The sequence below is a fragment of the Brevibacterium sp. RIT 803 genome (genome assembly GCF_016892625.1).
GTDB lineage: Bacteria > Actinomycetota > Actinomycetes > Actinomycetales > Brevibacteriaceae > Brevibacterium.
Map to the genome: position 1 here is coordinate 392928 of NZ_JAFEMW010000006.1, position 21740 is coordinate 414667.

17 protein-coding genes are annotated in these 21740 nt (G+C 61.9%); 3 read left to right on the forward strand and 14 right to left on the reverse strand.

What is annotated here, in order from left to right; genetic code table 11:
• Nucleotides 1–8 precede the first annotated feature (8 nt).
• Complete coding sequence (locus JTF07_RS19745) at nt 9–2120, reverse strand: DNA gyrase/topoisomerase IV subunit B (protein WP_204235870.1); 2112 nt, start codon at nt 2118–2120, stop codon at nt 9–11.
• Nucleotides 2121–2286: 166 nt separating this feature from the next.
• On the opposite strand from JTF07_RS19745, the gene JTF07_RS19750 reads away from it, so the two are divergent.
• Complete coding sequence (locus tag JTF07_RS19750; RefSeq protein ID WP_353844038.1) at nt 2287–3072, forward strand: N-acetylmuramoyl-L-alanine amidase; 786 nt, start codon at nt 2287–2289, stop codon at nt 3070–3072.
• A gap of 171 nt (nt 3073–3243) precedes the next feature.
• Here the strand turns inward: JTF07_RS19750 and JTF07_RS19755 are convergent, their stop codons facing one another.
• A complete protein-coding gene (locus JTF07_RS19755) occupies nt 3244–4650 on the reverse strand; it encodes an RNA polymerase sigma factor (RefSeq protein ID WP_204235872.1) in 1407 nt (468 codons plus the stop codon).
• Nucleotides 4651–4886: 236 nt separating this feature from the next.
• The gene (locus JTF07_RS19760; RefSeq protein WP_204235873.1) at nt 4887–6074 is read right to left on the reverse strand and encodes a DUF4192 family protein; all 1188 of its coding nucleotides are present in this window, start codon (nt 6072–6074) and stop codon (nt 4887–4889) included.
• A gap of 164 nt (nt 6075–6238) precedes the next feature.
• On the opposite strand from JTF07_RS19760, the gene JTF07_RS19765 reads away from it, so the two are divergent.
• Complete coding sequence (locus JTF07_RS19765; RefSeq protein ID WP_204235874.1) at nt 6239–7030, forward strand: spermidine synthase; 792 nt, start codon at nt 6239–6241, stop codon at nt 7028–7030.
• Nucleotides 7031–7116: 86 nt separating this feature from the next.
• Complete coding sequence (locus JTF07_RS19770) at nt 7117–9327, forward strand: HelD family protein (protein ID WP_204235875.1); 2211 nt, start codon at nt 7117–7119, stop codon at nt 9325–9327.
• Between the two features lie 276 nt (nt 9328–9603).
• On the opposite strand, the gene nrdR is transcribed toward JTF07_RS19770, so the two are convergent.
• The 11 genes from nrdR to JTF07_RS19825 form a co-directional block, all read right to left on the reverse strand.
• Entirely contained in the window at nt 9604–10101 is a 498-nt protein-coding gene (gene nrdR, locus JTF07_RS19775) for a transcriptional regulator NrdR (protein ID WP_198396392.1), read from the reverse strand.
• A 2-nt stretch (nt 10102–10103) separates the two neighbouring features.
• On the reverse strand, nt 10104–11414 hold the full coding sequence (gene hisD, locus JTF07_RS19780; RefSeq protein WP_204235876.1) for a histidinol dehydrogenase: 1311 nt from the start codon (nt 11412–11414) through the stop codon (nt 10104–10106).
• A 60-nt stretch (nt 11415–11474) separates the two neighbouring features.
• Complete coding sequence (dnaE, locus tag JTF07_RS19785) at nt 11475–14984, reverse strand: DNA polymerase III subunit alpha (protein WP_252199975.1); 3510 nt, start codon at nt 14982–14984, stop codon at nt 11475–11477.
• Nucleotides 14985–15232: 248 nt separating this feature from the next.
• The gene (locus tag JTF07_RS19790; protein WP_204235878.1) at nt 15233–16156 is read right to left on the reverse strand and encodes an RluA family pseudouridine synthase; all 924 of its coding nucleotides are present in this window, start codon (nt 16154–16156) and stop codon (nt 15233–15235) included.
• The gene (locus JTF07_RS19795) at nt 16149–16694 is read right to left on the reverse strand and encodes a signal peptidase II (RefSeq protein ID WP_204235879.1); all 546 of its coding nucleotides are present in this window, start codon (nt 16692–16694) and stop codon (nt 16149–16151) included. The genes JTF07_RS19790 and JTF07_RS19795 overlap by 8 nt, the downstream gene beginning before the upstream one ends.
• A 132-nt stretch (nt 16695–16826) precedes the next feature.
• A complete protein-coding gene (locus JTF07_RS19800; protein WP_204235880.1) occupies nt 16827–17624 on the reverse strand; it encodes a DivIVA domain-containing protein in 798 nt (265 codons plus the stop codon).
• 263 nt (nt 17625–17887) lie between these two features.
• A complete protein-coding gene (locus tag JTF07_RS19805) occupies nt 17888–18187 on the reverse strand; it encodes a YggT family protein (protein ID WP_204235881.1) in 300 nt (99 codons plus the stop codon).
• A gap of 102 nt (nt 18188–18289) precedes the next feature.
• Nucleotides 18290–18778, reverse strand: coding sequence for a cell division protein SepF (locus JTF07_RS19810; RefSeq protein ID WP_143923776.1), 489 nt, complete (start codon nt 18776–18778; stop codon nt 18290–18292).
• Nucleotides 18779–18854: 76 nt separating this feature from the next.
• Nucleotides 18855–19613, reverse strand: coding sequence for a peptidoglycan editing factor PgeF (gene pgeF, locus JTF07_RS19815; protein ID WP_204235882.1), 759 nt, complete (start codon nt 19611–19613; stop codon nt 18855–18857).
• Between the two features lie 4 nt (nt 19614–19617).
• On the reverse strand, nt 19618–20790 hold the full coding sequence (ftsZ, locus tag JTF07_RS19820) for a cell division protein FtsZ (protein ID WP_204235883.1): 1173 nt from the start codon (nt 20788–20790) through the stop codon (nt 19618–19620).
• Between the two features lie 189 nt (nt 20791–20979).
• On the reverse strand, nt 20980–21735 hold the full coding sequence (locus JTF07_RS19825) for a cell division protein FtsQ/DivIB (protein ID WP_204235884.1): 756 nt from the start codon (nt 21733–21735) through the stop codon (nt 20980–20982).
• Between the last annotated feature and the right edge of the window lie 5 nt (nt 21736–21740).

Sequence of the window (21740 nt, forward strand, 5' to 3'; positions counted from 1 at the left end):
ACCCCGGCTCAGCTGTCGATGCGTTCAGCGTCGAGAACAGCCGCTCCCGAGACGATGAACTCTTTTCGCGGCCCGACAGAGGAGCCCATCAGAAGTTCGAAGGTGTTCTCTGCTGCCTCGGCGTCAGCCATTGTCACACGGCGCAGTGTGCGCATGCTCGGATCCATCGTCGTCTCCGCCAGCTGGTCGGCATCCATCTCGCCCAGTCCCTTGTAGCGCTGGATGGGTTCCTTGTATGACTTCTTCGACTTCTCCAGCTTCTTCAGCAGAGCATGGAGCTCAGCCTCGCTGTAGGTGTAGACGACATCGTTGGGCGTCCCGCGCTTCGTGACCACCTCCACACGATGCAGGGGCGGCACAGCCGCGAACACTCGTCCCTGTTCGACCAGTGGCTTCATATAACGGAAGAACAGAGTCAGCAGCAGAGTCCGGATGTGAGCGCCGTCGACGTCGGCGTCGGTCATGATGATGACACGTCCGTAGCGGGCCGCATCAATGTCGAAGCTGCGGCCGGATCCGGCCCCGATGACCTGGATCAGAGCAGCACACTCGACGTTGGCCAACATGTCCGACAACGACGCCTTCTGCACATTGAGGATCTTGCCGCGGATGGGAAACAGTGCCTGGTGGTCGGAGTTGCGAGCGGCCTTCGCCGTTCCCATCGCAGAATCGCCCTCAACGATGAACAGCTCTGTGTTCTCCACTCCGTTGTCACGGCAGTCGTAGAGTTTGGCCGGCAGGGAGGATGCCTCGAGCGCCGTTTTGCGCCGCTGGTTCTCCTTGTGCGTACGAGCCGAGATGCGTGACTTGAGCTCCGCGACGACCTTCTCCATGAGGACAGCGGCCTGCTGCTTCTCTGCGCGCTTGGTCGAGGACAGGATGTCGCCCAGCTGCTTCTCGACCGTCTTCGCCACGATCTGCCTGACCGCGGCCGTGCCCAGGACTTCCTTGGTCTGCCCCTCGAACTGCGGCTCGGCCAACTGCACCGTGACCACCGCGGTCAGGCCGGCCAGCACATCGTCCTTCTCGAGCTTGTCCTTACCCAGTTTGAGCTTGCGGGCGTTGGCCTCGACAGCCTTGCGCATGGCTTTGAGGCTGGCCTGCTCGAAACCTGCCAGGTGGGTTCCGCCGTGCGGAGTGGACACCACGTTGACGAAGGACTTGATCTTCGTGTCGTAGCCGGTCCCCCACCTCAGGGCGATATCGACGCCGACTTCGCGCTCGACCTCTTTCGAGACCAGGTGACCCGAGGAGTCGAGCACCGGGACTGTCTCGCTGAATTTTCCGGTGTCCTGCAGACGCCAGGTGTCCGTCATCGGAGGGTCGATCGACAGATGGTCGACGAATTCGGTGATGCCGCCGTCGAAGCGGAAGACTTCGAGGCGTTCGGTGATGACCTCGCCGGCCTCGTCGCGGGCAACTCCACGGCGGTCTTCGATGCGCAGTTCGAGCCCCGGGACAAGGAATGCCGTCTGGCGTGCACGCTCGACAAGGTGCTGGTAGTCGAACTGGGCCTTGGACAGGAAGATCTGCGGGTCGGCCCAGTACTGGACACGGGTACCCGTGACTCCCTTCTTCGCCTTGCGAACGACGTCGAGCCCGGTCGGCTCCTGGAACTCCTCGAAAGGGTTGTCAGGACTGGGCTGTCCGGAGGAATCATCGAAGCGTCCCGGCACACCTCGGAGGAAGGACATCTTGTGGACCTTCGATCCACGTGTGACTTCGACATCGAGTCGAGCAGAGAGTGCGTTGACGACGGAGGCACCGACGCCGTGCAGACCGCCGGACGCGGCATAGGAGCTGCCGCCGAACTTGCCACCGGCATGGAGCTTGGTCAGAACCACCTCGACGCCGGTCAGTCCCGTCTTGGGCTCGATGTCCACGGGGATGCCGCGGCCGCTGTCCGTGACAGCAACGGAGCCGTCCGGTTCGAGTTCGATGAGGATCGACTTGCCGAAGCCGCCCAGAGCCTCGTCGACGGCATTGTCGATGATCTCCCACAGGCAGTGCATCAGCCCTCGGGAATCAGTGGTCCCGATGTACATGCCCGGACGCTTGCGAACCGCTTCGAGACCCGACAACACTGACAGATGCCTGGCGCCGTAACTTTCCTCTTCCACACGTTTCCTCTCGTTCGATTAAATTCTAATCCCTCAACCGACTCTGTCTCTGCCATTGCGGGCCGTGTCTCGCGTCGATTCCGTCGAAACCACCTGTTGACGGCGCCTTTCCTGGAACAATGGCACTATGTCTCCTCGTCGCAGTACTCTGATCCCCCTCTTGTGTGTGGTTCTCACTTTGCCGGGCCTCACCGGGTGCAATGCGAGCCCGCCGTCGCAACCCGCTGCGTCTGCACCGGCAGAGTCCGAGGCCATATCGAGTTCGACGAGCCCCGCCGCGCAGGATACCCCGACAACGGACCCCGCGGTCGACCTCAGCGGTCGCACAATCGCCATTGACCCTGGTCACAACGGAGGCAACGCCTCCAACCCGAACAAGATCGCCCGACCGGTTCCGGATGGACGAGGTGGGACCAAAGCCTGCAACACCACCGGAACCGCAACGGATACCGACTATCCCGAGACCGACTTCAATTGGGGCGTTGCACAGAAGCTGGAACGGAAACTCGAAGACGCGGGGGCCGAGGTGGTCATGAGTCGCGACGACAACACGGGCGTGGGCCCCTGCGTCGACGAGCGCGGCACGTTCGCCGATGACGCAGACCTCATGGTCAGCATCCACGCCAACGGAAGCGAATCGGCCACGACCAAGGGCTTTCATGTCATCGTCGCGAAACCGGGCAGCTCCGAAGCCGTCGAAGACGACTCGAACCGCCTCGCCGATGCCATGAGCAAGGCGATGGCTGTTCCGTTCACCCCCAACAGCGCCTACGGGAAGAACGCCATCAGTCGGCGCCCCGACCTGGCAGGACTCAACAATGCCTCTGTTCCTGCCGTCATCGTCGAATGCGGTGAGATGCGCAATCCCGACGAAGCCAAGACCATGGAATCGACGTCCGGTCAGCAGAAGTATGCCGAGGCTCTGATGCAGGGCATCGTCGATTGGTATTGAACGGGCATCGTCGACTGGTGCTGAACGGGCGACGGTCGAACCTGAGCGACCACGGCTGAGCAGGTCCTGCCACAGACAGATCGCCTGCGGTCGCGAATAGTCGCGTCCGCAGGCGATCGTCGTCACCGGGCTCATGCCGTATGGCCGCAGCCATGGCAGGAGACAGCTGACTCAGTCGAGGTAGTCCCGCAGAACCTGAGAGCGCGAGGGGTGCCGCAGCTTCGCCATGGTCTTCGACTCTATCTGGCGGATACGCTCACGCGTGACTCCGTAGACCTTGCCGATCTCATCCAGTGTCTTCGGCTGTCCGTCGTTGAGGCCAAAGCGCATCGACACGACACCGGCTTCGCGTTCGGACAAGGTGTCGAGAACCGAGTGCAGCTGTTCCTGCAGCAGGGTGAAGCTGACCGAGTCTGACGGCACGACCGCTTCGGAGTCCTCGATGAGGTCACCGAACTCCGAGTCGCCGTCTTCGCCCAGCGGTGTGTGCAGTGAGATGGGCTCGCGGCCGTACTTCTGAACCTCGACGACACGCTCAGGCGTCATGTCGAGTTCCTTGGCGAGCTCTTCCGGACTCGGTTCGCGACCGAGGTCCTGCAGCATCTGACGCTGGACACGGGCAAGCTTGTTGATGACCTCGACCATGTGCACGGGAATGCGAATGGTGCGAGCCTGATCGGCCATGGCACGCGTAATGGCCTGACGGATCCACCACGTGGCGTAGGTCGAGAATTTGAACCCCTTCGTGTAGTCGAACTTCTCGACTGCACGGATGAGGCCCAGGTTGCCTTCCTGGATCAGGTCGAGGAAGAGCATTCCACGGCCGGTGTAGCGCTTGGCCAATGAGACGACGAGGCGCAGGTTGGCTTCGAGGAGGTGGTTCTTGGCAATGCGACCATCGTGGATGATCCACTTGTAGTCCATGGACTCACGCGGTTCGGTGATGCCACCGGCATCGAGCAGGTGCTCGGCGTACATTCCGGCCTCGATGCGCTTGGCCAGATCGACCTCTTCGGCCGCGTTGAGCAGTGCGACCTTGCCGATCTGCTTGAGGTAGTCCTTGACCGGGTCCGCGGTCGCTCCCGCAGAGACGACCTGCTGTGCAGGTGCATCTTCTTCGTCAGCGTCGGAGACGATGAAGCCGCCAGCCTCTGTGACTGCGGCGTTCTTCTCCTTCTCTTCGGAGTTCTTCGTCTCGGTCGCCTCAGCTGGGCTCTGCTCAGTGCCGAGAGTATCGGTTGCCGGCTCGGCTGCCTCGCCCGTCTCGAGCACGTCGTCGGACTTCTTCTTCGCCCCCGCGGCCTTGGTCGGCTTCGTCACCGTCTTCTTACCGGCGGCGGTCTTCGCCACCTTAGCTGCGGTCGATTTCGTCGCAGCGACTTTGGCGGTCGTCGTCTTTCGGGCCGCGGTGGTCTGCTTGGTCCCGGTCTCCGCTGCGGTCGCTGAAGCCGATGTCTTCGTCGTCTTCTTGGCTCCCTTCGACGCCGCAGTGGTCTTGGATCCAGCGGTGGAGGTATTGGCGGCCGTTCCCTCCGACTTTTCCGTCACCGTCGTGGATTCCTTGTCGACTCTCGGCACGTGTTCACCTTTCGCGAGCGTTGAAACTTCTCGAATGCACCAGGACATTACTAAGACCCATGTCAAGAGGTCCAGGTATCTGGCCCGTGGGGAACACATAGTCCGCCCATGATGCTATGACAGGGTCAACACCCAATTTTCGCACGATATTCCCGGCTTTGCGAATTGAGCCCCGGACGGCGGTTCGGGTCCCTGCGCCAAGGTATTCGCGGAGAGCCGCCACCGTATCGGCGGGCTCATCCGGGGCCTCGGCGTGCTGACATCAGCCACCGTGGGAGATACCCCTGTTCCACTGCGTTGAGGATCAGCGTGGCCATCGCATGGTCAGCATCGAGTTCGAGCCCTGCCTGGGCGTAGTGCTCTGCCATGGTCGAGCCTCCCAACGACCATTCGAACCATGCGATCACAGCATATGCGGTGGCCCGAACATCGGGATGCCCCAAGGGTATATAGGCCTTGAGGAACTCAATGCCCAACTGAACATCACGGGGGCGAGGTGCACTTGTGGAAAGCCCCACCATGTCCTGTGCAGCCTGCGGGGACCTCGCGTACCTCTGCGCGCGAAGATGCAGCTGTCCGGGACCGCACTTCTCGATGTCGGCTGGGGCGAAGTTCGGATGATCGAAGCTGAGGATCATTTCGAGTGCGTCTCGGGACCATTTTTCGCTGAGGATCGCGTCGACGGCCATGGTCGTCTGGAGAGTCATCAGTTCTGCGAGGGCAGCCGGGTCGTTGCTGTCCTCGACCTCGCTCAGGCGAGCAAGGCGAGGGTAGAGGGTGGAAAGGACGTCGAAGCCCTCGGCGATGCTCAGCCAGCTGCCTCGTTGGCCGTTGCGGCTGGCTGCGAATTCTGCTGCTGATACGGGCCTGACCACGAGTTCCCGCGGCGACGCCGCAGGAGAGGAACCCGCCGCGACGAGTTCCGTTGCACACGCCGAGGCCGAGGCGGCTTCGAGCAGCGTGCTGATCTGCGCATCGTCGTCGATGCGGCCGAATCGCTCCTCACTGACCCACCATGCGCTCAGCGTATCGATGCCTCGGTCCCCCAGCGACAGCGCGATCTCATCGATCGCCGCCCGCACGAGGTCTCGGTGGACGCGTGGGTACTCGTCGCTGTGCCCGCTGGCTCCTGCCAGAGCCGCCACTGGCAATCCGCTCTGGTACTCCGAGTCGTAGAGGACGAGGAACACCCCCGTCGCCGTGCACGCTCCAGCGATGAGGTCGCTGTACCACTGCCCGCCTTCTGCTACGAGATGGGCCGCAGTCTCCAAGTCGAAGTCGACGCGAAGCGTCGTCGCACATGTCTGGGCACCGTGGTCGTCGGTGCCCACGATGACGGCCACGAGGCTCTCCCGTGGAATGTAGCCGAGAGTGTGGGGCACGATTCCGATGATGTCTTCTGCTGTCTTCGCTGTGGTCTCCATAGCAACACTTCAGCTCCTGCCCTGTCAGATTGACCAGAGTGAGCTGTGCACATGTGGAAACGATTGAGGTGTCCACAACCCAAACGCACATGAGTGTGGGCCGATTTCCCCAAGCGAAGTCGCACAGAATTGCCACCGCGGCTCAACTGGCATACAAGTGAGGGGTGGCAAAACGACGGATATACACAGCACCTGGCTCACAAGTCGTCGACATCTCGACCGGCACCGCGCGCCTGGAGAAGGTCGACGGGGAGGTCGACAGCTATGTCCTCCATGTCAACGGGGTGCCTTCCTCATCGATCACTCTGAGCGAGCCGACTCGGCTCGACTTCGAATATCTGGATTGGATGTCACGGATCATCGATATCCAGTTCCCGGCCGGCCCCTTGCGAGCAGTCCACATCGGGGCAGCCGGATGTGCACTTGCCCGGGCCCTCCATGCCCAGCGGCCGGGTTCGAAGCAGACAGCGATCGACATCGATCCTGTGCTCCTCGACTACTCACGCACCTGGTTCGATCTGCCGCGCGCACCTGGTCTGGCTCTGCGTGCCGGAGACGGCGCGGTCGAAGCCGAGAAGTTTCGTCCCGACACCCTTGACGTGCTCATCCGTGACGCCTTCGATCATGACTCGGTGCCGACTGCACTGCAGACCTCGGGGTTCTTCACCACCTGTGCGCGCATTCTCAAGGACTCAGGAGTCTATATCGCCAACGTCCCCGATGCTGGCGACCACCGCGTCCTCAGAGCAGAACTGGAGCTGCTGGATTCTGCGTTCGACCACGTCGCTGCCGCCGCCGAGCCCGGAATCCTCAAGGGACGCAGGCGAGGGAACGTGGTCGTCATCGCCTCCAATTCCCCGCTTCACGTACACGAAATCGATAGGAGTCTGCGCACTGCGGCGACAATGGCCACGTTCCTGACGGGGCAAGGGCTGAAGTCACGACTGGGGCTGTGACAGAACACACCTGGCATGAATCATTGCTTCCAACTACTCCCCGTGAGAAAAGTTCGGCATAATGGAATGCCGATTGGGAAGGTGAGATGACCGAGACTTCAGAAATACGCGTCGAGCAGGTCAAGCTTGACGAGCTCTATGCACGACTCGACGAATTACGAGATGAGGCAACTGCCCGGCTGGGTACGGTGAGGATCTCCGAAGTCGGCGGCAACCATCAGCACCGGAGCGAACGGGATGCGTTCGCCACCCTGTATGAGGACCAGCTGATCCGGCTCAACAGCGCCGAAGACGGGCTGTGCTTCGGCCGCCTCGATTTCAGGTCAGACGCCGAGCCCAGCTACATCGGACGAATCGGACTCACCGACGCCAACCGTCAGCAGATCCTCATCGACTGGCGCGCTCCGGCTTCGGAGCGCTTCTACCAGTCAACTGCTGCCAACCCGGCGGGAGTCGTCCGGCGCCGCCACCTGGTGACGAAGAACCGCACAGTCACAGACCTCGAGGACGATGTGCTCGACATCGAGGCGCTCGACGATGCCGACCGGTCGAATCTGCAGGGCGAGGGTGCGCTGATCGCGGCACTGACCAATCACCGGACCGGTCGAATGGGCGATATCGTCGCGACCATACAGGCCGAACAGGATGCCATCATCCGCCAACCCCTCCAGGGTGTGCTCGTGGTTCAGGGTGGGCCGGGAACCGGAAAGACGGCGGTGGCACTCCACCGCGCGGCCTTCCTCCTCTATCGACACCGGGAGCGGATCGCCAAGTCGGGCGTGTTGCTTGTCGGCCCCTCTGCTGTGTTCCTCAAGTACATCGAGAAGGTCCTGCCCAGCCTCGGCGAGACCGGTGCGCTTCTGCTGACACCGGGCCAGCTCTATCCAGGTCTCGAGACCGAGCTGACTGATGACACGGATGTGGCGGTGATCAAGGGCCGCTCCGAGATGGCTGCGGTGCTGAAGAACCACGTCGCGAACTACGAGCGGATCCCCGAACAGGACGAAGAGCTGCGCGTCGGCTCACACACCATCTGGCTGCGCCGCCGCGACGTGCGCGGAGCTCGCGATCGAGCCCGTCGCAGCGGGGATGCTCACAACGCCGCCCGGAACGGCTTCGTCTCAGGTCTGCTCAAGACACTCGCAGAAGATCTGGCCCGGGAGATGGGCCTCGACGGCGCAGGTGAGAGACTGCCGGAGCTGATGGACGAGCTGCGTTCGAGCGTGGATGTGCGCCGAGCGCTCAACCTCGCCTGGTTCCCGATCAGTCCTGCTGCGGCACTGCGTGCCCTGCTGTCCAAACCGCACAAGCTGCAGGCCGCTGCCAGCCGCCTTCTCTCCCCCGAAGATCAGCAGACGCTGATTCGTCCACCCAACGCCGAGCTCACCGTTGAGGACGTTCCTCTCCTCGACGAACTCGCGGAACTGCTCGGCAGCAGTCCGCAGCAGACGGCTGCCCGCGACGAGTCCGCTCGTGAGTATGCCGAGGCGGTCCTCGATATGACGGACACCTCTGCCCTCATCGATGCCGAGACGCTGGCCGCCAGGTGGGAGGAAGAGGGACCGGCTGTCACCCTGGCAGAGCGGGCGCTCGACGATCGCGAATGGACCTACGGCCACCTCGTCGTCGATGAGGCTCAGGAGCTTTCGCCCATGCAGTGGCGCGTGCTCTTCCGGCGAGTTCCGTCGAAGTCTGCGACTGTCGTGGGCGACCTGGCACAGTCCTCGCACGTGGACAACACCCGGACGTGGAATTCCATCCTGTCCGAGTTCGTCGGGGACCGTTACGCACTGCAGGTGCTGACCGTGTCCTACCGGACGCCCCAGTCGGTGATGGACCTGGCCAACCGCTACCTGCACCGTCATTTCCCGCAGCTCGAACTCGTCGAATCCGTCCGGCAGGGCGGCCCCGACCCGCACATGCAGTCGTTCGCTTCGTCGCAGGACGCGGTCGATGCCCTCGTTCCCACCGTCACGGATGAGGTCGCATCCGTGGAAGGCGGGAAGATCGCCGTGATCGCGCCCGTCGATCTCATCGATTCCGTCGCCGAGGTGCTTGCCGGCTTCGACATCGGCCGTTCGGTCACCGGCCTCGATCATCAGATCGCAGTCATCACGGCGCAGCAGGCGAAGGGACTCGAATTCGATTCGGTCGTCATCGTCGAACCCGGTCTGATCGCCCCTGACGGTCACGAGGACGGGGTCGGCGCACTCTATGTATCACTGACAAGAACCACGGACCGGCTGCGGATCCTGGCTGCAGCAGCGACCGAACTGAGCGAGCTCATGGCCGACTGAGGCAGCGCGGCATCACTTGCGTCGCCCTGCACAGGCAGGAGGCAGACAGAGGGCGCATCGGAGTCATCTCCGATGCGCCCTCTGTTTCAATCTGCGCCGATTTTCGGCCTGCGACCAGGCTCTTTCCATCCTCATGGAGAAAGTAAAGGGCCGCTTAACGGTTCGGCTTCCCCTCCGAACCGCAAGCGGCCGCGCGCCAGAAGCGCGCACTGTCAATGTTACACAAGAATCGGTGCGCTGGACTACTCCGCTCACAGATTTATGGGGTGATTTTTCTCAGTCCTGGAAATCTTCGGGCGTCGCCTGCCTGGCATCCCCCGATTTCAGAGCCGCATCCGCACGCAGTGAGTCGATTGCCGTCTCAAAATCTTCCAAGGAGTCGAAGCCCTGGTAGACGCTGGCGAACCGCAGGTACGCGACCTGGTCGAGCTCACGCAGGGGCTCGAGGATGCTCAGACCCACCTCGTCGGCGTCGATCTCAGCAATCCCCTTGGAACGGATGTCCTCTTCGACCTTCTGCGCCAGCTTCGCCAGATCGTCATCGTTGACCGGTCGCCCCTGACAGGCTTTGCGCACACCCGACATGATCTTCTGACGGGAGAACTCCTCTGTCACACCGGAGCGCTTGATCACCGACAGACTGGTCGCTTCCATGGTTGTGAAGCGGCGCCCGCAATGGCGGCATTGACGCCTGCGACGGATCGCGGCGCCGTCTTCGCTGGTCCGCGAATCGACGACTCGAGAATCTGATTCACGACAGAACGGACAACGCATATCTACTCCTCGAACCTGATGCTGACGGCTCGACCGTGAGCGGGGAGCTGTTCGCTGTCGGCCAGCACCTCGATGTGGTCGGCAACCTCGGCCAGTGCCGAGCGGTCATAGTCGATGACCTGGCTGACCTTGATGAATGAGTGCACGCCCAATCCGGATCCGTGTGCTGCCGTTCCCATCGTGGGCAGGACGTGATTCGACCCTGCACAGTAGTCTCCCAGCGACACCGGTGCCCAGTCCCCGACGAACACCGCTCCCCCGTTGGTGATCCGCGCGGCAACCGAATGAGCGTCCGAGGTATGGACCTCTACGTGCTCTCCGGCGTACCCGTTGACGACGTCGATTCCTGCGTCCAGATCATCAACGAGGACGATAGCGGACTGCTTTCCTTCCAGGGCGATGCTGATCCGCTCCTTGTGGGTCGCAGCGGGGACCTGGGTTGCGAGTTGGGCCTGCACTCGTTCAACCAGTTCGGTCGAGTCGGTGACGAGGACGGAGGCGGCGAGTTCGTCGTGTTCGGCCTGGCTGATGAGGTCCGCGGCGACGAACGCCGGATCTGCGCTCGCATCGGCGAGGATGATGATCTCGGTGGGTCCTGCGACCGCGTCGATGCCCACTTGGGATCGCACGAGTGATTTCGCGGCGGCGACGTAGGCGTTGCCAGGGCCCGTGATGAGATCGACGGGTTCCAACTGCTCCTCATCGTCAAGGCCGTAGGCAAGTGCGCCGATGGCCTGGGCACCGCCCATGGCCCAGACCTCATCGACGCCGAGGATGTGGGCTGTGGCGAGCACCGTGGGGTGAGGCAGCCCGTTGCTCTGGGGTGGGCTGGCGATGGCCAGTGAGGCGGCACCTGCTGCCTGAGCCGGCACGACGTTCATCACGACGGTGGATGGATAGACAGCCAGCCCGCCGGGCACATAGAGTCCGACCCGTTCGATCGGCAGGTGCCGTGTGGTGACGTGTGCCCCGGAGGCCAGTTCTGTGCGGACATCAGTCGGGCGCTGGTCATCAGCGACCTTCCTGGCCCGAGAGATCGATTCGACCAGGGCAGCTTTGACGGAGGCGTCCAGTTCGTCTTCGGCGCGCTTGAGCTCGGAGACGGGCACACGCAGAGTCTCGAGCTTGACGGAGTCGAATCTCGCGGTGAATTCCTTCACGGCACGAGTGCCCTCGGCCTGCACCTGGCTCAGCAGATCAGCCACTCGTCGTTCGATATCGGCATGTGTGTCGGCGGCACGGGGCAGCCTCTGCTTGAGGAATCTCTTGCTCAGTCTCTCACCGCGGAAGTCCAGAATGTTCACCTGCACCATTCTAGTCCCCGTCCCTTCGCCGGTTGCCTCGGCCTCCGCTGCAGGCGCTCACGCATTGCCTCAGGCGGTCAGGCACCGAGATCCCAACAGTGCCTTGAGGTCACCGTAGAGGCTGGGGTTCGGGTCGACGCGGATGGCGCGGTCGAGCCGCATCACCGTCTGCCTGCCAGGCTGAGAGAGGACCAGGTGCACATCGGTCTGTCCTTTGTGTGATTCGAGGACCCGGAGCAGCTTGGATGCCATCTCCTCCGTCGCCTTCTCCATCGGCAGCATCAGGTTGAGCGGTCGGTCCTTCGGATCGGTGACGTCCGGGATCGTCATCGACATCGCCATCATCGAGGTCGGTCGATCATCGGAGAGTCGGATGCGTCCGGTCAGGCTGATGACGAGGTCGGTGGCCAGCAGGCTCGCCACGGGTTCGTAGGTGTCGCCGAAGAACATCACTTCGACCTCTGCCTCGAGGTCCTCCACGGTCACGATCGCATACGGTTTGCCCGAGTTCTTCGAGACCTTGCGCGCAACTTGGGTGATCATTCCACAGATCTTCACCTGGGAACCGTCGTGGCGATGAGTTTCCGGATCTACCACATCGGCGATGGAGGCCTCCGATTCAGCGGCGAGGACACCCTCAAGACCGTTGAGGGGGTGGTCGGAGACATAGAGGCCGATCATGTCGCGTTCGAAGGCCAGCTTCTCCTTCTTCTCCCATTCGGGGCGATCGGGAATCGCAACGGAGAAGCTCGGTTCGTCGTCGTCCCCGCCGAGGCCGGCGAACAGGTCGAACTGCCCATTGGCCTCTTGGCGTTTGACGCCGATGACCGAATCCACTGCTTCTTCGTGCACTTCGACGAGGGATCGCCGGGTCTGTCCCAGCGAGTCGAAGCCGCCTGCTTTGATGAGCGATTCGATCGTGCGCTTGTTGCACACGTGGCTGGGCACCTTGTCGAGGAAATCCGTGAACGAGGTGAATGCCCCCTTTTCTTCACGTGCTTCGACGATGCCGTCGACGACGTTGGCACCGACGTTGCGCACTGCACCCATGCCGAAGCGGATGTCCTCACCGACTGGGGTGAAGTGCAGAGCCGAATCGTTGACGTCCGGAGGCAGCACGGTGATGCCCAACCGCCGGCACTCGTTGAGATAGATGGCCAGCTTGTCCTTGTTGTCGCCCACCGAGGTGAGCAGGGCTGCCATGTACTCTGCCGTGTAGTGGGCTTTGAGGAACGCGGTCCAGTAGGACACGAGACCATAGGCAGCCGAGTGCGCCTTGTTGAACGCATAGTCGGAGAAGGGCAGCAGAATGTCCCACAGTGCCTGCGCTGCCGGCTCGGAGTAGCCGCGTTCCTTCATCCCTCCGAAGAAGCCCACCTGCTGTTTGTCCAGCTCGGACTTCTTCTTCTTACCCATCGCTCGACGCAGGATGTCTGCTTGACCCAGCGAGTATCCGGCGACCTTCTGCGCGATCGCCATCACCTGCTCTTGGTAGATGATAAGTCCGTAGGTGGTGCCGAGGATGTCCTCGAGTGGCTCTTCGAGCTCCGGGTGGATCGGTGTGACTTCCTGCAGCCCGTTCTTGCGAAGTGCGAAGTTCGTGTGGGAGTCGGCACCCATCGGGCCCGGCCGGTAGAGCGCAATCGTCGCGGAGATGTCTTCGAAGTTGTCCGGCTTCATCAGCCGCAGCAGGGCGCGCAGCCCGCCGCCGTCGAGCTGGAACACACCGAGGGTATCGCCACGGGAGAGAAGATCGTAGGCCCCGCGATCGTCGAGATCCAGGTGCTCCAGATCAAGATCGTAATCACGGTTCGCCTTGATGTTCTCCACAGCGTCGGAGATGATCGTGAGGTTTCGCAGACCCAGGAAGTCCATCTTGATCAGTCCGAGACCCTCAGAAGTGGGGTAGTCGAACTGCGTGATGACCTGGCCGTCCTGGAACCGGCGCATGATCGGAATGACATCGATGATCGGATCCGAGGACATGATGACACCGGCAGCGTGGACGCCCCACTGCCGTTTCAGACCTTCGATGCCTTTCGCGGTTTCAAAGGTCTCCCGTGCATCGGGGTCCGAGTCGACGAATGCTCGGAATTCCCCCGCCTCGTTATAGCGCTTGGATTCTGTGTTCTCGATATCGGCCAGCGGAATATCCTTGGCCATCTCGGCCGGAGGCAGGGCCTTGGTCAGGCGCTCGCCCATCGAGAACGGCTTGCCGAGGACTCGGGCGGAGTCCTTGAGCGCCATCTTCGTCTTGATCGTGCCGTAGGTGACGATCATCGCGACACGTTCGTCGCCGTATTTTCTGGTCACATAGTCGATGACCTCGCCACGGCGACGATCATCGAAGTCGACGTCGAAGTCGGGCATGGAGACACGGTCGGGGTTGAGGAACCGCTCGAAGAACAGTCCGTGTTTGAGCGGGTCCAGATCGGTGATGCGCATTGCATAGGCGACCATGGAACCGGCACCTGAGCCACGTCCAGGTCCGACCCGGATGCCGTTGTCCTTCGACCAGTTGATGAAGTCCGCGACGACGAGGAAGTAGCCGGGGAAGCCCATCGAGATGATGACGTCGAGTTCGTAGTCTGCCTGTTTGCGCACATCGTCGGGAATTCCTCCCGGGTACCGATATTCGAGCCCGGTCTGGACCTCTTTGACCAGCCAGGAAGTCTCGTCCTCTCCGGGCGGGCAGGGGAACTTCGGCATGTAGTTCGCAGAGGTGTCGAAGGAGACTTCGCATTTCTCAGCGATCTCGAGCGTGTTGTCGCAGGCTTCTGGGAATTCGGAGAACAGCGCCCGCATCTCCGCACCCGACTTGAGGTAGTAGCCGGAACCGGAGAAGGCGAAGCGCGAACCGCCCTGGTCGTAGGTGGGTTCGATGAGTTTCGACCCGGACTGAATGGCCAGCAGCGCCTCGTGCGCCTTGGCATCAGACTCATGCGTATAGTGCAGGTCATTGGTCGCGACCAGCGGAATGTCCATCTCCTTCGACAGACGGATCAGGTCCTTGGTCACTCGCTTTTCGATGGAGAGGCCGTGGTCCATGAGCTCGACATAGTAGTTGTCCTTGCCAAACATCTCACGGTACTTGCCGGCCGCGGCCTTGGCTTCTTCATACTGTCCCAGTCGCAACCGTACCTGGATCTCTCCCGACGGGCAGCCTGTGGTCGCGAGCAGCCCTTCGGAATAGGTTTCCAGCAGCTCCTGGTCGATGCGCGGCCATTTGCTGAACACCGAATCGAGAGAGGCGAATGATGAGGCCTTGAACAGATTGCGCATGCCGGTGTTGTTCCGTGAAAGCAGCGTCATGTGGGTGTAGGCACCGCCGCCTGAGAGGTCATCGCGCTTCTGCGACTCATCGGTGCGCCATTTCACCCTCGTCTTGTCCCGCCGGTCCGTGCCCGGGGTGACATAGGCTTCGACTCCGATGATGGGCTTGATGCCGGCGGCGGTCGCCTGCGACCAGAAGTCGAAGGCACCGAACAGGTAGCCATGGTCCGTGGTCGCGATCGCCGACATTCCCGAGGCCTTCGTCGCGGCCATCAGGTCCGTGAGTCGGGCTGCTCCGTCCAACATGGAGTATTCGGTGTGGACGTGAAGATGGACGAAATCGTCTTTCGGCACTGGCAGCCTTCCCTCTGATATGACCGGTGTTGCGACCACCAGCTTAGACCATCGGCGACCCGCAGATCAGACCATCGGCGACTCGCAGATCAGCCGCCGGAGACTCGCCCGACAGGGCCGGCGCCACCACCTCGGTGTCCGAAAAGGAAACGGTCAGCAAGGAGATGCTGCGGTGTTCGGTGCACTCACCTGGCTCGCGTTCAGGGTGTGCGGATGCGATCGATCGCATACTGCAGGTCATCAGGGTATCCGCTCTCGAATTCGACCCATTCGTTCGATTCAGGGTGATGGAATCCGAGTTTGACAGCGTGCAGCCACTGACGTTCCAGGCGCAGTTCCTTCGCCAGGCCCGGGTCGGCTCCGTAGGGAAGATCACCGACGCAGGGACGCTTGAGGGCGGAGAAATGAACGCGAATCTGGTGAGTGCGTCCGGTTTCGAGATGAACCTCCACCAGGGAGGCCCGACGATGTGCTTCGAGGACCTCGTAGTGGGTGATCGCGTTTTTTCCTCCGCTGTGGACGGCATAGAGGCCGTCGTGTCGCGGGTTGCGAGCGATGGGTGCGTCGATCGTTCCGAGCACCGGGTCCGGCAGTCCCTGGACAACCGCGTGATAGGTCTTCTCCACGGTGCGTTCCTTGAACGCGCGCTTGAGCACGCTGTAGGCGTACTCGCTCTTCGCGATGACCATCAGGCCCGAGGTACCCACGTCGAGACGCTGCACGATCCCCTGCCGCTCGGGCGCACCCGAAGTGGCAATCCTGAAACCGGCGGCCGCGAGCCCGCCGACGACGGTGCGCCCCTTCCATCCCAGCGCTGGGTGTGCCGCGACGCCGACAGGTTTGTCGACGACGACGAAGGAATCCTCGTCATGGACGATCGTCATCCCCGGGACCGGATCTGGCACGACCTCCAAAGGACGTGGAGGCTCGGGCATCATGATGTCCAGGCGTGCACCGGCTTCGACGCGGTCTGATTTTGCCACGATCTGTCCCGACAGCTGCACGCCCCCTTCTGCGCAGATGTCGGCGGCTGCAGTGCGGGAGAGCCCCAGCAGCTTCGACAGCGCCGAGTCCACCCGCTGGCCTTCTAAGCCCTCGGGTACCAGGATCGAGCGTTCAGCCATGTGTGTCCTCTCCGACCGTGCTCGGGTGCTTCGAGTCCGATCCGTCCAGTTCGATGCCTTTGAGGCTTGCCACCACAAGGGTGACTGCCGCTGCGGATATCGCAATGTCAGCGACATTGCAGATGAAAAACGATAGGTCGATGAAATCGACGACGGCTCCGTGGAGGAAGCCGGGCTGACGGAACAGCCGATCCACGAGGTTGCCGAACAGTCCGCCCAGGAGCAGTCCCAGTCCGATAGCCCACGCCACCGAACCCAACTTCCTCGACAGCATGATGATGCCTGCGAACACGATGATCGCGATCAGGGGGAAGATCCAGGTCACTCCGGAACCGAGTCCCAGCGCCGCCCCAGGGTTCCGGTAGAAATTGAGGCCCGCCAGTGTGCCGATGACTGAGATCGGCTCCTGACCTTCAAGGAATGTGACTGCGAGGAGCTTGGTGAACTGGTCCACCGCGAGGACGAGAACGGCTATGCCGAACAACGTCCCGAGCATTCTGCGCCGCCGGGGTCTCGTCTCAGTGGCATCATCGTTCATTTGGCTCATTCTAACTCACTGTCTGAGGGCACGAGGGCGCCGGCTCCGAAGCTTTGGTCCAACTCATGAGGGCACGAACAAGGCCCGGGATCTCCATTGAGTTCCCGGACCTTGCGTGTCTGCTGTGACGAATCAGAGTTTGTGATTCGACGACGAACCGAAGGAGTTCCCGTCCAGGGTCTCCGGTGCCAGACTGGTTGAGTTCTCGAGGTCGCGCAGCTGATCGTTGAGGTAGCTCTTCAGACGCGTACGGTACTGACGTTCGAAGTTCGACAGCTGGTCGATCGAACGCTCGAGGGTCGACTTCTGAGTCTCAAGAGTCGACAGGGTCTCGTCACGCTTGGTCTCGGCCTTGCCGACGATGTCCTTGGCTTCGGTCTCGGCACTCTTGATGAGCTCATCGCGACGGCGTTCGCCCTCTGCCACGTGCTCGTCGTGGACGCGTTGAGCAAGAGCGATGAGTCCGTGCGCGTCGCCATCTCCGCTGCCCAAGCTCGATCCGAGGCCCAGACCTGCGGCAGTGCCTGCCGCTGCAGGTGCAGCGCCGTTGACGGCTGGAGCTGATTGGTTCGCAGGAGGGGTCTGCGAAGCAGGCGATGCTTCCCTGACTGCAGGTGCGGCAGGAGTCTGGCCCTGCTTCGGCGCATCGGCGTTGTTCCGCGAAGAGGGAGCTGGCACCGCAGCAGGCATAGCCTGAGTGGCATCGATGTCTTGAGCAGGTGCAGCAGATGCCCCGCCGGCGTCGAGTTCCTTGACGCGCTGTTCGGCAGTGGAGAGCTTCTGACGAAGTTCGTCGTTCTCCTGGTAGAGACGGCGGATCTCTACGACAACCTCATCGAGGAAATCGTCGACTTCATCCTGGTCGTACCCGTCGCGGAACTTCACATGCTGGAACCGCTTGTTTACTACGTCTTCAGGCGTGAGCGCCATGAGGTCACCTTTGGTCGATCTACATTCATTACGCTGCCGCCATTAAGACGGCTTCAACGTCACATTAGCGTAACACCTGCAGTTTTGTCCTGCAGAAAAGCCGTGTCGCAATTTTCATATGACGAAGTTGTAATAATCGAGCCTAGCAACACTCGGAACTGTTCAGCGAACTGGGCACCAGCTCACGATTCTCACAGTAACGTGTGCATCATTCGCGTAACGAACTGGTAACACGTCGCCGTCCGTCGTCCGAACCGCTGATGTCAGACGCTCACCCTGGAGAAGTTGAACAGCACCGATGCCAGTATCTGAATACCGATCAGGAGCACGATGAAGCCCAGATCCAGTGAGATCTGACCCAACCGCAAGGGTGGAATCACCTTGCGCAGCAGACGCAGGGGCGGATCGGTCAATGTGTACACGATCTCCGCCAGCACAAGGAAGAAGCCGGCTGGCTTCCACTCGCGGGAGAATACCTGAACGAGGTCGAGGACCACTCGTGCCAGGAGAACATAGACGTAAAGACTGAGTGCCGTGCCGAGGATGTAGAAGATGATGGCCACGTGTTTCCTCGTGCCTTTCTTTGATGCTTAGCTGTCGATCCACAGCTTATACGTCGGAGCTGAGGATGAGATAAGAGCGTCGTCAACCGGTGGTCGAACAGCTCAACTCTGGTTGAAGAAACTCGCCTGAGTGTCCGGATCCGACTCGTTCTCTCCGCTGACTTCGATGTTCTCAGGCGTGAGAAGAAACACCTTGTTCGTCACGCGCTCGATGGAACCGTGCAGACCGAAGATCAGTCCAGCTGAGAAGTCGACGAGGCGCTTCGAGTTGTTCTCGTCCATCTCGGACAGGTTCATGATCACCGGTGTTCCCTCACGGAACGCGGCACCGATCACCATAGCGTCGTTATAGCTGCGGGGATGGATGGTCTTGATGCGATTCATGGAGATTCCTGGCGCGGGAGAGTCAACTGGACGTATCGGTGTCGGATGGATCGGCGTCACTTGGGCAGGGGGCCGTTCCTCGTCCTCGACGTAGTCTTCGACGGGCTCTTCGTAGGTGTCGATGACCTCACGGTCCCGACGTTCGATGGGCTCGTCCTCTTCTTCGACGAAACCCAGGTATTCCAGCGTCTTCTTGATTGCTGACATTTTTCCACTCCTCGGCCTTCGGCACTTCCTCGCCTGCCGCCAAACTATCTCAACAGACCAGCCTGGCGGGTGAGTCTCATGGGTGTGTCGTCGGGTTTTCTTCCTGGAGCCAGACCACGCCTGCGAATCGGCCGGTACTGTGCTGTCTGCGGTAGGAGAACAGATCCTCGGATTCCCGTGTGCAGGTTCGTGAGAAATGGTCGATGCTCACACCTGCACGACGCAGCTGTTCAGCCACCGCCCCCGCGACGTCGATCGCCGGGGTTCCTGTGACAGACACGGAGGCGGCCACAGGTTCGACTGCGGCGACCTCGTCCCGCAGTCCGGCGGGAACTTCGTAGCAGCGTGGGCACACTGATGGTCCGATGATCGCGTGGATGTCCGTGGCACCCAGATCCTGCATTCGGGTGATCGTCTCCGGCACGACGCCTGATGTCATTCCAGGCCGGCCGGCGTGAATCGCGCCGATGACACCAGCCTCGGGGTCCGCAAGCATGATCGGAGTGCAGTCTGCGACCATGATGGCAAGTCCGATACCGGCGCGGGTCGTGACCTGAGCGTCGGCTGTCGCAGGATCCTCGCGCAGCTGTTCCGGCGAATCGATGATGTGCACATCGGTTCCATGAACCTGGGACACGAAGTTCAGCCGCTCGCCACTCAGCCCGAGCACCTGAGCCAGAGCGGCCCGGTTGGCGGCGACGAGCTCATCATCGTCCCCGACGTGGCGGGCGAGGTTGAACGATGACAGGTCGCCTCTCGAGTAGCCGCCGTGCCGGTCGGTGAACGCAACATGTGCGTTCAGCCTTCCGGGAACGACGAATCTCGAGTGCAACATCTTATTACTTCAGGAAATCTGGGATATCGAGGTCGTTGTCGAGGCTCGAGGTGCTGCGCTCATTGGGCAGGGACGCCGGAATCTTGTGCTCGTCGCTGCGAGGTTCAGGCTCGTCGTCCGGTGCCGGTTCAGCCTGTTCGGGTGGCGCTGGTTCGACTTCTGCCGGGCTCGTCGCCATCGGAATCGAGGCAGGGACAGCAGCCTCGGCTGGGGCCGAGTCCTGGCCTGCGACCGTGTTGTCGAAGCCGGCGGCGATCACGGTGACGCGGCATTCGTCGCCGATGTTGTCGTCGATGACTGCACCGAAGATGATGTTGGCTTCGGGATGCGCGGCTTCCTGCACCAGTCGGGCTGCTTCGTTGACTTCGAACAGGCCGAGGTCGGCACCGCCCTGGATGCAGAACAGCACGCCATGGGCGCCGTCGATGCTGGCTTCGAGCAGAGGTGAGGCGATGGCGGACTCAGCCGCCTGAACGGCACGATCATCCCCGGTGGCTGCTCCGATGCCCATGAGCGCCGTGCCGGCATCCTGCATCACGGACTTCACGTCGGCGAAGTCGAGGTTGATCAGGCCGGGAACGGAGATGAGGTCGGTGATGCCCTGGACACCCGATCGCAGCACCTCATCAGCCGAACGGAACGCGTCGACGACGGAGACGCTGCGGTCCGAGATGGAGAGCAGTCGGTCGTTGGGGATGACGATGAGGGTGTCGACCTCTTCGCGAAGCGCGGCGATGCCGGCCTCAGCCTGCGCGGAACGACGGCGTCCCTCGAAGGTGAATGGGCGGGTGACAACGCCGATCGTCAGTGCGCCAAGAGAACGTGCGACACGAGCGACGACCGGAGCCGCACCTGTGCCTGTTCCTCCGCCTTCACCGGCGGTGACGAAGACCATATCGGCGCCCTCAAGAGCGTCGCGGATGGCTTCTTCGCTGGAGTCTGCGGCCTTGCGGCCGATCTCCGGATCAGCGCCGGCACCAAGTCCGCGGGTCTGATCGCGTCCGATCTCCAGCTTCACATCGGCGTCCGAAAGCACGAGCGCTTGGGCATCGGTGTTGATCGCGATGAACTCCACGCCACGCAGTCCGACGTCGATCATCCTCTGAACAGCGTTGACACCGCCGCCGCCGGTACCGGCAACTTTGATATCCGCTCCGGATTGTGGGAATTCAGCCAAGTCGGTTCCTCTTTCGGCGCATCGTCCACGCATCATCTGCGTGCAAATTCGAAAAGTCTTCTTTGCCCTGAGGCTATTGTCCGGGGCAACACCACTGCAACCATTCTCGCCGGAGTGTCGGACATCGGCCAAACTTCAGACCCGGTGTGTCGGCGGCAATGCCGGTCAACTGGCTGGTTTCTCGGGTTTTCAGTTGGTGACGGGTACCGAGGGGACGGAGACGTCGAGATCGGTGCGGCCATCGGCGGCCAGCTGCAGGGCGGTGCGCATCTTCAGGCTTGCGCTTGTGCTGTCGCCGAAGACCACCTTCGCCTTCGCATTTCCGGTGTCGATGACTCCTGCGAGGTTGTTCTCGTCCTTGGCGTGGATCGAGGCCAGGTCGGAGCGCAGCTGTGGCCGGAGTTCTGCCATGAAGCGGATCACTGCGGCCACGGTCTTCTGGTCTGGTGCGCCGTCGGACTCTTCGAGAACGGTCACGCTCTTGGGTGCCTTCTTGACGGTGCCCAGATTGACGGCTTCATCGTCGAAGAGCTTGAATCCGCCGGTCGTTGTGATCGCCAGGACCGGGTCCCTGTCGGTGATCTCGATGCTCAGGCTCCGTGGCCCCGAATAGTGCACCGAGGCTTCCTTCGCCCGGGGAAATTCTTTGAGGACCTTCTTCTCCACCGTGCCGGGGCTCACCCGGGGCAGCGGTGTGCCGCCGTCGGTTTCGAGCACTGATTGCGAGACCTGTTCGTGGTCGACCAGCTCACTGCCTTTGACGCTGACCTTATCGAGGGCCATCAGCGGCGAGAGCCAGAGCACGGCTGCGATGACGAGCACCGCCGCGATTGCCCCGATGAGCACGAGACGCTGGCGCCAGACCTGGTTCCGACGTGCTCGGATGACCCCGGTGAGGTCTGCAGTCGAGTTGTCACCGATGCGCGGTTCGGGAAGGGGCGCCACGGTGT